The sequence below is a fragment of the Klebsiella sp. MS 92-3 genome, assembly GCF_000195655.1.
GTDB lineage: Bacteria > Pseudomonadota > Gammaproteobacteria > Enterobacterales > Enterobacteriaceae > Klebsiella > Klebsiella pneumoniae.
In genome coordinates this window covers 50,479-62,973 of record NZ_GL882842.1, presented here as the reverse complement: position 1 = coordinate 62,973, position 12,495 = coordinate 50,479, and the positions used below count along the sequence as shown (strand labels likewise).

General features: G+C 54.5%; 13 protein-coding genes. 7 read left to right on the top strand and 6 right to left on the bottom strand.

The features are described from left to right. The first annotated feature begins 201 nt into the window (after window positions 1–201). The 6 genes from HMPREF9538_RS06445 to mkrJ all read left to right on the top strand — a co-directional run bounded on the left by HMPREF9538_RS06445 (window position 202) and on the right by mkrJ (window position 5,550). Window positions 202–663 (top strand): multidrug/biocide efflux PACE transporter, encoded by a 462-nt coding sequence (locus HMPREF9538_RS06445; RefSeq protein WP_002916056.1) that lies wholly within the window; start codon window positions 202–204, stop codon window positions 661–663. Between the two features lie 123 nt (window positions 664–786). Further along, a complete protein-coding gene (locus HMPREF9538_RS06450) occupies window positions 787–2,016 on the top strand; it encodes an amino acid permease (protein ID WP_002916058.1) in 1,230 nt (409 codons plus the stop codon). Window positions 2,017–2,134: 118 nt separating this feature from the next. Then, complete coding sequence (locus tag HMPREF9538_RS06455; RefSeq protein ID WP_009485906.1) at window positions 2,135–3,013, top strand: oxidoreductase; 879 nt, start codon at window positions 2,135–2,137, stop codon at window positions 3,011–3,013. Between the two features lie 382 nt (window positions 3,014–3,395). Then, window positions 3,396–4,100 carry a transcriptional activator MrkH gene (gene mrkH, locus HMPREF9538_RS06460; RefSeq protein ID WP_004152886.1) on the top strand — a complete coding sequence of 235 codons (705 nt, stop codon included), beginning with the start codon at window positions 3,396–3,398 and terminating at the stop codon, window positions 4,098–4,100. A gap of 17 nt (window positions 4,101–4,117) precedes the next feature. Next, entirely contained in the window at window positions 4,118–4,690 is a 573-nt protein-coding gene (gene mrkI / locus HMPREF9538_RS06465; RefSeq protein WP_002916079.1) for a transcriptional regulator MrkI, read from the top strand. 143 nt (window positions 4,691–4,833) lie between these two features. Then, window positions 4,834–5,550 carry a phosphodiesterase MrkJ gene (mkrJ, locus tag HMPREF9538_RS06470; protein WP_004144002.1) on the top strand — a complete coding sequence of 239 codons (717 nt, stop codon included), beginning with the start codon at window positions 4,834–4,836 and terminating at the stop codon, window positions 5,548–5,550. 34 nt (window positions 5,551–5,584) lie between these two features. On the opposite strand, the gene mrkF is transcribed toward mkrJ, so the two are convergent. The 5 genes from mrkF to mrkA form a co-directional block, all read right to left on the bottom strand. Then, a complete protein-coding gene (gene mrkF / locus HMPREF9538_RS06475) occupies window positions 5,585–6,220 on the bottom strand; it encodes a type 3 fimbria minor subunit MrkF (RefSeq protein WP_002916122.1) in 636 nt (211 codons plus the stop codon). A gap of 13 nt (window positions 6,221–6,233) precedes the next feature. Then, window positions 6,234–7,229, bottom strand: a complete 996-nt coding sequence (gene mrkD, locus HMPREF9538_RS06480) for a type 3 fimbria adhesin subunit MrkD (protein ID WP_002916123.1) — start codon at window positions 7,227–7,229, stop codon at window positions 6,234–6,236. Continuing rightward, on the bottom strand, window positions 7,220–9,706 hold the full coding sequence (gene mrkC, locus HMPREF9538_RS06485; RefSeq protein WP_000813718.1) for a type 3 fimbria usher protein MrkC: 2,487 nt from the start codon (window positions 9,704–9,706) through the stop codon (window positions 7,220–7,222). The genes mrkD and mrkC overlap by 10 nt, the downstream gene beginning before the upstream one ends. An 11-nt stretch (window positions 9,707–9,717) precedes the next feature. Further along, the gene (gene mrkB, locus HMPREF9538_RS06490) at window positions 9,718–10,419 is read right to left on the bottom strand and encodes a type 3 fimbria chaperone MrkB (protein WP_004211921.1); all 702 of its coding nucleotides are present in this window, start codon (window positions 10,417–10,419) and stop codon (window positions 9,718–9,720) included. Between the two features lie 95 nt (window positions 10,420–10,514). Further along, window positions 10,515–11,123, bottom strand: coding sequence for a type 3 fimbria major subunit MrkA (gene mrkA / locus HMPREF9538_RS06495; RefSeq protein ID WP_002916128.1), 609 nt, complete (start codon window positions 11,121–11,123; stop codon window positions 10,515–10,517). Between the two features lie 705 nt (window positions 11,124–11,828). On the opposite strand from mrkA, the gene HMPREF9538_RS06500 reads away from it, so the two are divergent. Next, window positions 11,829–12,038: a DUF1471 domain-containing protein gene (locus HMPREF9538_RS06500; protein WP_002916131.1), complete on the top strand. Its 210-nt coding sequence runs from the start codon at window positions 11,829–11,831 to the stop codon at window positions 12,036–12,038. Between the two features lie 95 nt (window positions 12,039–12,133). Here the strand turns inward: HMPREF9538_RS06500 and HMPREF9538_RS06505 are convergent. After that, a partial coding sequence (locus HMPREF9538_RS06505) for an EamA family transporter (protein WP_009485904.1) occupies window positions 12,134–12,495 on the bottom strand: 362 nt, incomplete at its 5' end.

Here is a 12,495-nt window from a genome sequence, read left to right as displayed (position 1 = left end):
CGGCGGCGGGCGCCGGGGGGGGGGGGGGGGCGCGGGGAGCCGCGCCCCGCCCCGCCCGGCCTCGACAAAGGCGGTTAAGGCTTCCGGTGAATAACGCATGATGTATCTACAATATCGATGGGTCCTATCTTTTGTTTATCATATTTTTCCATAAACTGCCGGGTAATTTCCTGTTCAGGCTAAAACTGGAGGTAGCTCGCCATGCAACAGACCCCACATCAGCGCAAGACGCTCACCGAACGCGTTATCCACGCCATCACCTTCGAAGGACTGGCGACGCTGATCCTCGCCCCTACCGCCGCCTGGCTGATGCAGCGCTCGGTAGTGGAGATGGGCGGACTGAGCATTCTGCTCGCCACCCTGGCGATGGTATGGAACATTATCTATAACGCGGCGTTCGATCGCCTGTGGCCGGTCTCCCGCTTCCCCCGCCAGCTGAAAGTACGCGCCCTGCACGCGCTCGGTTTCGAAACCGGATTCGTCATCATTGGCGTCACCATGGTGGCGATCGTGCTGGGCGTCTCGCTGCTGCAGGCGTTTATGCTGGAGATCGGTTTTATGCTTTTCTTCCTGCCCTACACCATGGCCTTTAACTGGGTATGGGACACCCTGCGCGAGCGCGTTATTCGTCACCGCCGCCCGCGCCAGACGGCGCGCGGTTAATCCCGGCGCGGATCTTCGACGATCCGCCGCGACTTTATCACCAAAAACTATCGCAACAGACGAACCATAAATATGGTAAATTGCACTCCTTTTTTTTGGTTTGACGGTTGATAAAGTCGCATAATGTCTAAAATTTGGTCTAAAGAAGAAACTCTATGGAGTTTTGCCTTATATGGCACTGCAGTAGGCGCTGGGACGCTATTTCTACCGATCCAGCTGGGTTCGGCTGGCGCCATTGTGCTGTTCATCACCGCGCTGGTCGCCTGGCCGCTCACTTACTGGCCCCACAAAGCGCTGAGCCAGTTTATTCTCTCGGCCAATATCGCGCCGGGAACCGGGATCACCGGCGCAGTTAATCACTACTATGGTAAGAAAATTGGCAACCTGATCACCGGCCTCTATTTCCTTGCCTTCTTTGTGGTGGTGCTCATCTACGCCGTGGCCATCACCAACTCGCTGGCCGAACAGGTGGCGCATCGCACGCCGATGACCCCAGGGCTGCGTGCGCTGCTGAGTCTGGGGGTCGTGCTGGTCCTCAACCTGATCTTTCTCATGGGACGGCAGGTCACCATCAAGGTGATGGGCTTTCTGGTCTTCCCGCTTATCGCCTGTTTCCTGTTTCTCTCCCTCTATTTAATCCGCGACTGGCATCCGGAGCATCTCACCAGCCAGATGCAGTTCAGCCCGCAGACGCTCCACCAGGTCTGGATCTCTATTCCCGTGATGGTTTTCGCTTTTAGCCATACGCCGATCATCTCGACTTTTGCTATCGATCAGCAGGAGAAACACGGCGACCTGGCCATGGGTAAATGCAAAAAAATCATGAAGGTGGCCTACACCATCATCTGCGCCAGCGTGCTGTTTTTTGTCTTCAGTTGTCTGCTGGCGATCCCGGCAACCTATATAGAGACCGCCCGCGATCAGGGGGTGACTATCCTCTCCGCCCTGTCGATGGTGCCAGGCGCGCCGGGATGGCTGGCGGTGACCGGCATCATCGTCGCCGTCGTCGCTATGTCGAAGTCGTTTCTCGGAACCTACTTCGGAGTGATTGAGGGCGCCAGCGAAATCGTCAAAAGCTCGCTGGGCCTGCTGGGCGTGCGTAAGAGCCGCGCTTTCAACCGCGCGATGTCGATCCTGCTGGTCTCCGCCTTCACTTTTGCGGTGTGCTTTATCAACCCGAATGCGATCTCAATGATCTACGCTATCAGCGGACCGCTTATCGCCATGATCCTGTTTATTATGCCCACGCTGTCGACATGGCTCATTCCGGCGCTGAAGCCGTACCGCTCGGTGGGTAACGCCATTACGCTGGTGGTAGGCCTGCTCTGCGTGTCGGTGATGTTCTTCGGCTAATCCCCTCTGGCGACAGCGGCTGCCTGAGCTGCTGTCGCACATTCTGACAATATTCTCCCCTTTGCCTTCCTTGTGAGCGGATTACACTTACGGCTTAGCCACCGTGAGGAGAGTTCTTATGTCCAGTGTCACCTTATCCGGTCGCGGCACGCTCGGCGATCGCCAGGTCTATCGCTTAGGTTACGGCGCGATGCAGCTGGCCGGCCCCGGTGTTTTCGGCCCGCCCAAAGATCCTGAAGAAGCGGTGCGCGTCCTGCAGGCCGCCGTCGAGGCCGGGATAAACCATATCGATACCTCTGATTTCTACGGTCCACATGTCACCAATCAGTTGATCCGCAAAGCGCTCCACCCCTACCCTGACGATCTGTGCATTGTCACCAAGGTCAGCGCCCGCCGTGACGAGAAAGGCAACTGGCTACCGGCCATGTCGCCCGCCGAACTGACCCAGGCCGTTGAAGACAATTTGCGTCACCTGGGGCTCGAGGTACTGGAAGTGGTTAATCTGCGCAGTATGCTGAGCCCGCACGGCCCGGTGGAGGGTTCGCTGGAGGCGCCACTCGCCACCCTGCTGGAACTGAAAGAGCGAGGATTAATCCGCCATATCGGCCTCAGCAACGTGACGGCAAAGCAGGTCGCGGATGCGCAGAAAATGACGCCCATCGTCTGCGTGCAAAACCTTTATAACGTTGCCCATCGCGCCGACGACGCGCTGGTGGATGCGCTGGCCGCCCAGCACATCGCCTGGGTGCCCTTTTTCCCGCTGGGCGGTTTTACGCCGTTGCAGGCGCAGGAGTTGAACGAGGTCGCGGCTTCGCTTGAGGCGACGCCGATGCAGGTCGCCCTCGCCTGGCTGCTCCAGCGAGCGCCAAATATTCTGCTGATCCCCGGCACCTCCTCCCGCACGCACCTCGCGGAAAATATTGCCGCTGCTGAGCTGGCCCTGCCCGCGGAAGCGCTGCGCACCCTCGATAATATCGCCACCGCCGCGCGCCGCTGACCTGCCAGACAAAATGGAGGGAACCCTATCCCTCCTCAATATTTGCCTGGAAAAACCTCACCGCTACTGGCACTATAGATCCTACAAATGGGGCGTGATCGACGATCGTTCTCTCATTATCCCCGTTAATTAAACTTAAGTTTTTATCCTTCGACCGGTCTCCAGCTTGGAGGCCGTTGTCGTTTTTGTCATGACCAAAATTCGAAACTCTTGATTACAGGAAATACAATATCAAATTCCAAGTTTATACATATCAATCTGGCTGCAAAGATAGTCAATAACATCAAACGCTCATAAAAACATCTGATTAACCCAATCAGAATGTTGCTATTGCTATAAGAAAAATCAAACGCCTCACGACAACTATTTACAAGGGATGCATATGACAGAGGGAACGATAAAGACCAGTAAGTATGAAATTATTGCTATTTTCAGAGAGGAGTTGCGCAAACGTACTGAAATTGAAATATTTTTTAACAACACCAGTATCATAACCCAACTGACGCGCGTGGACTTTGCCGAGTTTCATATTCAGACCCATCGCAAAATCCCGTCCGGGCATAAAATTCGCTTTCTCCTGCATAGCGATTCAGGGAAAATAGAGTTTAATGCGGCCCTGACAAAACATGACAATAGCGGTGTCGATAAAGGTATCCGCTACGCTTTTTCATTGCCTGAATGCCTGCAGGTAGTGCAGCGTCGCCGCGATCCCCGCTTTCGTTTACGCCATGAGCATGACTTTTATTGCCGCGGCCGCCATAAAAACGGCGAAAACTATCTTTTCGATATCAAAGACATTTCAGATGGCGGTTGCGCATTGATGACCAAAACGCCGAATCTTAAATTCCTCAGCCACAACGCCTTACTGAAAAACGCCGTACTGATGCTTGCAGAATATGGCGAGATCACCATCGACCTGGTGGTCAAAAATGTCATTGTTATCACCCTGGATAACGCTAATGAAGAGAGTGAGAGCTACTATCAGATATCCTGCCAGTTTAAGTTCCGCCATCTCGATGACCAGCGCAGAATAGAGAAGATACTGCTGGACCTGATCTTAGAAGCCAAGCGCAAAAAGAGAATCTGACAACCTTGGACAGTATATTGCTGTACACCAATGACAATCTCATTGGTCACTCAATCTATCACTACCTTATTGATAGCCATGAAAATGCCACCCGACTGAGTTATGCCGATGTCATCCATGAGAAACATCTGCCACTGGCCCAGACGATTATTTTCAATTTAATTAATAAGGATATTTCTGCCATCAGAATCGTCGATCTGCTGAATGCGCTCCGCCTTTCCCTGCTGCGCTGCCAGCAGCCGGTGCTAATGGTGAAAAGCGACATTGTCGGGCTGTGCAGAGAGTTGATAAACTTTGACAACGCTATGATTATTAGTGAGAAATCTCCGCTAACTCTTTTTTCATCTATCGTCCAGCGCGCCAAAGGCGTCAGCGAACTGCCGCCGCGAGGATTGCGCAAACAGCTTTCACCACGGGAGTGTCAGATCCTCGAACTGCTCATTGCCAACAATAATAATAAGCGTATTGCCGCCCTGCTCGGCATTGCTCATAAAACGGTTCATAGCCACCGCATCCATATCATGCAAAAACTGGGTATTGATAACTCCCGCACTATGAATCAGCGTATTGCCGCTCTCCATCAATGCTAAATGTTCTCCCGGTAAATCAGTAGCGGATAAAGCGTACTTATTCGCTGTTGATTTACATTTCCCGCCATTCCCATTAATCATCAGGTAGCCTATAATTAATGTATCCTCTGCCTATTGTCTGACTAACCTCGTGAAGAGGGATAATGAACACTAAAATATTCGAAGACAACATTTTATCTCGTAATGATATCGCTGTACGCTACGTCTTTCAGAAAATGTTTTCCCCACAAGGTACTCTGGTCGCGGTGGAATGCTTAAGCCGCTTTGATAATCTTTCTATTTCCCCCGAAGATTTTTTCCGCCATGCTACCGCCGCCGTTCGTGAACGTATTTTCCTCGAACAACTGGCACTGATTGAAAAGCATAAAGCCTGGTTTTTACGTAACCATATTTCCGCAACAATTAACGTTGATGACCATATCCTGAACCTGTTGCGCCAGAAGGATATAAAAGCCAAAGTCGCCGCCCTGACCTGCGTCCATTTCGAGGTAACCGAAAACGCCGAGAATCTGCTGCATAATTCTCTTGCCGCCTGGCAGAGCCCACAGGATACCTCACTGTGGCTCGACGACTTCGGCTCCGGCTACGCGGGAATTAACGCTATTCGCGGTTATCACTTTGACTATGTGAAAATTGATAAGGATTTTTTCTGGCACCTGATGCGCAAAGAGTCCGGCCGCCAGCTGATGGATGCGCTGGTGACCTTTTTATCGCGCAACCATCATAATGTGATTATTGAAGGTGTCGAAAGCGAAGCCCATAAAGAATGGCTGCAGGGAATGGAGTGGTTTGCTATCCAGGGACATTACTGGCGGGAAGTCAGTATTGAACAACTGGTCGCCGATGATATTGCCATGTAAAAAAAGCCGGGAATTCCCGGCTTTTTAACGTCACTTAATTATAAACTAATTCCCACGTTGCCCAGCTGGTAATCGGCCCGCTGGTGGCGCTTTTCGGCGTTGGCGAAACATAGCCAACGTAATAGGTGAACAGGCCGCCGCTGACCGCGCTTTCCTGCAAACGCACCTGATTTTGCTGCGGGTCCGCCGGGACAATTTTATTACTCTTATCCAGAGTATTATTATCGTTAGTCGATAGGGCCAGATAAATATTCTGCGCTCCATCCGGCAAGGTATTGGCCAGATACCCGGCGTTTTCGTTACCGACCGCCGTCAGTAAAAAACCATCGACCCAGCGCACGCTGACCCGACGCACCTCATCCTGCGAGGCTGCCCCACCATCATGGCGCAGCTGGCAGTTTGACAGTGCCAGGGTAAACGGCTGCGGTTTCATAAACGCCCCGGCCCCGCGATCGTGGACTTCCGCCAGGCTGACCGGCGCCAGCCAGACATTACCGCTGCCGGCATGCTGGCCGCCGTTTAGCGCGACGCTACAGGAAATATCCGTCACCCGCCCGGCAAAATCGACCCGTCCGCGATCGTAATTGGTCTCAAAACCCCACGCCGAGGGGGCGGCGAGGCTGCCGCAAAATAGCAGCCACGCGATAGTGTTTTTCGGCAATCCCTTCATTCCCCCTCCCGTATTAATCGTACGTCAGGTTAAAGATCATATGCGACTCCACCTCGCCGGTGCTGGTCGTCGGGCCATACTGATAAAAACGCGCGTGCAGCGGTATGGTGATGTAGCGGGTCTCCTGATTATTCAAGCGGCCGACGGTGTATTTCTTATTAAACTGCAGCGGGGAGCCATCCTTCAGCACCTGGATGCCAATGCCTTTCGCCATCCCGCTGCCGGCTTTTTCATTCAGCAAGGCGCCCATGGTAGCGGTAGTGCTGGTGGCCAGGGTACCGGAGAACGAGGTGCTAATGTTGGCATATCCCGTTTCACTCAGGCCGCCGCTGCACTGCAGGTCGATATTAAAATCCTTCCCGCCGGCGGTGGTGCCGACCCCTTTCAGGTCGGTGCGCCGGATGGAACCCACATCGACATTCATATTTTTCCCGCTCAGCACCGAACAGGAGGGCGAGACCACGGTGATGGCGTTGGCGCTCAGATAGGTTTCGAGGATCGGGTTACCGCCGCTCTCCCAGTCGTAGGAGGTGTACTTACCCGCCGCCAGGGTGCCGCTGCCGGTGGTTGCCGCGGTTTTGATAATCTGCAGCGTAAAGCGCGACCCTTCGAGGGAATAGTTGGTGGTGTTATATACCCGGGACGAAAAGACGTCGGGATAGACGATATTTACCGTTGCGCCGCCGCGGCTGAAACGCATGCCGATTCCCGGCACGTTGGTGGAGTAGATTTTATTTCCAAGGTCCGTGGCCCCTGGCGACACGATCTTCGCCGCAAAGCGGTTGGTGCCGGAAGTACAGCGATAGCTTGCCCCGCCGGGAGCGCTCATCGTCCAGTCGCGGGTAAGGATCACCGAGCCCACCGGCAGATCCGGGGGCACCACCACCCTGCCCACCACCATGTCCAGCATCACCGTTGGCGATGAGAGACGCGTACAGGAGGCCCAGGACGAGGTGGTTCCCAGCGCCATTAAGACGATAAAAAGCGTTAGTAATTTCCTCAGCGACATACGCTATCCTTTGTTGTTTGCTGTCCCAGATCCACCGAACACTGCCCGCCGCTCCACTTCACAATCGCGCGTTTGGCGTTCGCATCGCTGATAAACATCATGCTGCCCTGGCCGACAACGCCGATCTCCTTGCCGTCGGGGGAGAAAATACTTGCCGCAAACGGCAACGGCTCGTGGTTCGCCTGGCGCGCCTGCAGGGTGAGGTTGTTCTGCACCTTAGTGCCGAACGCGACCTTAACCACGCTGCCTTCCCACGGCACAACCTGCGCCACGGTGCGATCGAAGGCCACGTCGTCATGGCTGCCTTTCGGGTCGATTTCCACGGCGTTAATCCGGTACGGGCGCAGATACGGCAGGATGGCGTAGCCATTGCTGTCCACACGGGTGCCCGGCGATCCCGGAAGCATCGCCCCGGCCGCGTCTTTGGCTTCAATCAGGGCCATCGTCGAGCCGCTTTCCGGTGAGAGCACCACGCCGCCGCTGTGGGCGATCATCGTCCCGCTGGCGCCAATGCCGCTCTGACGATAGCCTTCGCCCTGGCTGTAGCTGCCGTTGAGGGTGGTCCATGGCGTACGGTAGCTGCCGTTGAGCGCCACATCATGCTGACCGCCGGTGGCGGTGGTGGTCGACACGCCGTAGTTAAGGTTGTTTTCACTGTCCAGCGAACCGTTGATACCAATCTGCGAGCTGGCAAAGCGCGAGTTATTGAACGAGGTGTTCGACGTCAGGTTGGCGGTGCGGTTATCGCCAAACCACAGCGGGTAGCTGAAGTTGAGTGAAATACGATCGTCGCGACGATGACCGGAGCTGTCTGGCGTATAGACGCGCTGCGCGCTCGCCGACCAGGAGAGACGACCAAATGAATTGTTGTAGCTGACCTGATACTGCTTTTCGGTCCCGGAGCGGTTCCAGTAATCGGAGATACGGCCGCTGAGATAAAACCCGCCCCAGCCGTCCGGTAGGTTCTGGTTCACCGTGAAGGTCATGCCGTTTTTTTGCCGCCACAGGGTGTAGTTGCTGCGACTATTTTTTTCCTGATCGACGGCGTACAGCGCGTCGTTGAGGTTGTAATAACCTTTCGTCGAGTAGCGATACGCCGCCAACACGATGCTGGTCTGGGTATCGGTAAACATGCGGTTAAAGGTCGCGCGATAGCTCTGACCCGAGTCATCATGGGCATCGCTCTTCAACCGCGAATGGGTGACGTCAAAAGAGAGCGCGCCGATGCCGGTGTTCATCCCGGTCCCCACCAGGAAGGCCTGATAGTCGTCAAAACCGGTGACCCCGGTGTAGCCGGTCAACAGGTTGTTGATCCCGTGCTGCCAGGTCGCCTGATAGAGCATCGGCTTGTTGCGCAGCGCGCTGTCGTCCACTTTACCGGCGGAGAGCGCGTAGCGGGTCATGCCCGGGCGCAGCAGCTGGGCGACGGAGGCGTAAGGCACGCTAAACACTTCTACCGAGCCATCCGCTTCTTTCACCGAGACCTCAAGATCGCTGCCATAGCCGGAAGGATAGACATCCTGCAGGGTAAACGGTCCGGGCGGAACGGTGGTCTGATAGATAATATTGCTGCCCTGGCGCACGGTGACGAGGGCGTTGCTCTGCGCCACGCCGCGAATTTCCGGAGCATACGAGCGCATGCCGTCCGGGAACATATTGTCATCGGTGGAAAGATTAACCCCGCGCAGACCGATGGTGTCAAAAAATTCCCCATTGGTAAAAATCTGCCCGCCGCTGACGATGGAGTTGAGCTGTGGGATAGGGCGCTGGAGATAGGTCTGGTTGCTGTTCCAGTGCGCTTTACCCTGCTGCTGCTGCCAGTTCAGGTTGCCGATGTGCTTCAGCAGCCAGCCGTCCCACGACAGTCCGGCGTTGACGCCCAGATAGGCGCTGCTGTTATCCGACCCGCCTACCGAAGAGGTATGGCTGTTCCAGGCGTTCGCCATCCAGCCAAGATTGAGCGCGGTAATACCTTTGTCCCAGAACTCCGGGCTGACATAGTTTTTCAGGCGTTGATCTTCATAGATCTGCGGTACCGAAATGTTCAACCGCAGGGAGGACTGGACCAGGTTGTCTTTGACGTTTTCTTCGTTGCGCCAGGATTTGAGGCTACCGCAGTAGCCCTCCTGCTCGCTCAGCTGCGGATTGAGCTTTTCCGCCGCGATGCCATATTGGGCCAGCATCGCTTTGGTGTAGCAGACGCCCAGCCGACCATCTTTATCGCGCGCGATGCGTAAATCGTAGCGCCCTTTCCACTCGTCGTTGGTGTAGACGTCAAGGGAGTAAGTGCCTTCGGTAATCGCGCTGGTCGAAAAGCGCGACAGATCGACCTTTTCGCGACTGCCGACAATAAAGCCGTCGTTAAACTGATATACCGTTCCCGGGTTTTCCTGTCCGCTGGAAAATGGCGGAAAGCAGCACAGCGCGATGGCGATCGCGGTGCTTAATCTTCCCGGGCAGAATGACCTCTGCTTCATTAGCTTTTCCCTTATTTAACGGCCACTTTCACTGCGACATCGGCGCCATAGTCATTAATGTTGTTAACGGTCAGGGTTTCGCCGCGGTTGACGGCGGAGGAGAGCGCCACCGTCTGGCTGGACTGCGGCGCCAGCATCACGGTTTTGCTGTTCAGCGCTTTACCGCCGTCGCGGGAAATACGGCTGACGGTAATGTAGAACGGCGTCGGGTTGTTGATGGCGAGACCACTGCCGCTGGCGGTCAGGGTCAGCTTCTCGGCCGCCGCATCGCGGTTGCCCAGTCCGGCAGGACGATAAATAAATTTAAAGCGCGAACGGATCGCCAGCTGCAGCACGTTCTGGCCTTCATTTTTCTGATTGGCCACCACCGGCGGAATTTCCAGCAGATTCAGCCACCACAGCGTCTCTTTATCTTTCGCCAGACCGGCGCTGCTGCCGAGCTTAATACGCAGCGTCTGGCCGCTCTTGGCGTCAACGCGCGAAATCGGCGGGGTGATAATAAACGGGGTGGTAATGGTATCCGGTGTGGCATCGGCATCGCCGTTATCCAGCCAGGCCTGCGCCAGCGCCGGACGGTCGGCGTTATTTGAAAGCTGTACCGTTATTTCTTTTTCATTTCCTGGATAAATAAAGCGGGTACCGTTAACAATAATATTGTTGGCATGGGCCGCAAAACTAAAAATGAAACAGAAAAAAAGGGCAATACGCTTCATGCTGACCTCAGAATAAAAATACAAGCGGCGGACATTGCCGCTTTATTATTGTTATTAACTGCCCCATCGCGGGGCAGTTTTATTTTCTGACGGAATTACTGGTAAGTAATTTCGTAAGTCGCGTAGCTGTTAACCACACCGGTGGTTACCGTGGTCGGCGCGCTGGTGGCGTAGCCTACGTAGTAGGTGAAACGCGCGCCATCAGCTACAGCGGAAGCGTCGCCTTTCGCTTTCGGCTGAGTGCTGTCACCCGGGATGATTTTGTTGGTCAGCGCGGTAGCGTTGTCAGTAGACAGCACCAGCTGGATGTTCTGAGCACCGGAAGCTTCGGTGTTCGCCAGGTAGCCCTGTTGTTTGCTGGTTGCGCCAGCCAGCAGGTTACCGCCGGTCCAGTTCACGCCCAGTTTGCTTACGTCATCCTGTTTAGTGCCATCAGCAGCCTGGCAGTTAGAGACGTCAATGGTGAAAGATTTCGGTTTCAGGTAAGTATCCGCTGCTGCCGCTTTAACTTCAGTCAGGGTTACCGGAGACAGGTAAACGTTCGCATCGCTGCCCTGGCCGTTAACGGAAACAGTACAGGATACATCGGTAACTTTACCGAAGAAATTAACCTGGCCGCCGCCAACAGTGGTATCAGCTGCATGGGCAGCAGTCATGCCAAAAAACGCGGTTGCCATTGCTGCAGAGAGAAGAACCTTTTTCATTGCCATTTCCTTGTCAGAGTGAATTACGAATCAATGAGCACACTGTGAATTCGCATAGAACCAGAAACATCAGGCGATGCTGATTTATGCCACTGCTAATAGAATCTTCGACTGACCGGGAGCCGCAATATTTAAGGCGTCAGGTAACGAACCTAAAAATATAAGTTCGCTGGTGCTATCGGCGTCAAAGAATGCTATTTATTCGCCGACAAATATACATTTGTTCACGTTTCATTAAGTTATATAACAGATAACCATCGGCTATTAATAAACAGTCATTGATAGATGAAAACGCGAGGGTGGTTGTTTACAGCGCAGCAAGCCTAACGCCAGAGCGAGAGAAAGTGACCGCAACAGCATGCAGAAAAAGCCCTCGGAAGGCCATCGCGATAAGTCTGAATCTGCCTTTGCGGTGGTGAAAACAGCACCAAACCATTCACACAACGAATGATGAAAGCATGAATGAGGCGCATTCCTCTCCCTGAACAAGAGCAGCCCATGTGATACCCCCTTTCAGAAGCAAATCATTAATTCATTGTTTTTAAATTAAAAAATAGATAAACGATCATGTTTACGCCATCAAACCGCCATAAAAATGTGATCTAAATCGCACTTTTTGCCACGCGCGTTATAGTTAGCAGGCTTATTATAAGTCCATCGAAAGCAAACATGCTTTCCACCATAAAAGTTAAAAGGACAAACACCATGAAAAACGTAAAATTACTCGCCGCTGCCGGTATGCTCTCCCTGGTCTCTTTCGCTAGCTTCGCTCATCCGGTGAGCGTGACAGCAGACACCCTGGACAGCGCAGAAGCGAAAATCGCAACCATTGCGAAAGAACAAGGCGCTTCCTATCACATTACCGAAGCGTACACCGGCAACCAGGTCCATATGACCGCCGAGCTGTCTAAATAAGCGAATGGTTGCAGAGGGAGCTGCCGGACAGGCCGCCTGCGGGTGGCTGGTCTGGCTCCCGCCGCCCACCCCGCACGCAGCAATGTCGAGCCCCGTTACGGGGCTTTTTTCGTTTTTGCTCCCGCCGCCTGACGCGCCAGCGCGCGCTGGATAGACATCACGCTCGCCAGCACCACGATCAATCCCATCAGCGCCATCCCCTGGATCTTTTGTCCGAGGAATATCCATCCCAGTACCACGGCGGTCACCGGGCTCAGCAGACTCATCGCCGACACGGCCACCGGTGAGAGGCGGCCAATCCCCCGAAACCACAGGCCATAGGCCAGCATGGCGCCCGCCAGGCACAGCCACAGATAGCCGGCCGCCTGCAGCACTGTTACCTGATGCAAAGGAGGGTCAACGATCAGCGCCACCGGGGCCAACACCACCCCACCCCCCCCCCCCCCCCCCCCCCCCC

What these genes read in the sequence shown, in the direction of transcription:
- HMPREF9538_RS06445 (WP_002916056.1), top strand. Translation starts at nt 202, where the DNA reads ATGCAACAGACCCCACATCAGCGCAAGACGCTCACCGAACGCGTTATC.
- HMPREF9538_RS06450 (WP_002916058.1), top strand. Translation starts at nt 787, where the DNA reads ATGTCTAAAATTTGGTCTAAAGAAGAAACTCTATGGAGTTTTGCCTTA.
- HMPREF9538_RS06455 (WP_009485906.1), top strand. Translation starts at nt 2,135, where the DNA reads ATGTCCAGTGTCACCTTATCCGGTCGCGGCACGCTCGGCGATCGCCAG.
- mrkH (WP_004152886.1), top strand. Translation starts at nt 3,396, where the DNA reads ATGACAGAGGGAACGATAAAGACCAGTAAGTATGAAATTATTGCTATT.
- mkrJ (WP_004144002.1), top strand. Translation starts at nt 4,834, where the DNA reads ATGAACACTAAAATATTCGAAGACAACATTTTATCTCGTAATGATATC.
- mrkF (WP_002916122.1), bottom strand. Translation starts at nt 6,220, where the DNA reads ATGAAGGGATTGCCGAAAAACACTATCGCGTGGCTGCTATTTTGCGGC.
- mrkD (WP_002916123.1), bottom strand. Translation starts at nt 7,229, where the DNA reads ATGTCGCTGAGGAAATTACTAACGCTTTTTATCGTCTTAATGGCGCTG.
- mrkC (WP_000813718.1), bottom strand. Translation starts at nt 9,706, where the DNA reads ATGAAGCAGAGGTCATTCTGCCCGGGAAGATTAAGCACCGCGATCGCC.
- mrkB (WP_004211921.1), bottom strand. Translation starts at nt 10,419, where the DNA reads ATGAAGCGTATTGCCCTTTTTTTCTGTTTCATTTTTAGTTTTGCGGCC.
- mrkA (WP_002916128.1), bottom strand. Translation starts at nt 11,123, where the DNA reads ATGAAAAAGGTTCTTCTCTCTGCAGCAATGGCAACCGCGTTTTTTGGC.
- HMPREF9538_RS06500 (WP_002916131.1), top strand. Translation starts at nt 11,829, where the DNA reads ATGAAAAACGTAAAATTACTCGCCGCTGCCGGTATGCTCTCCCTGGTC.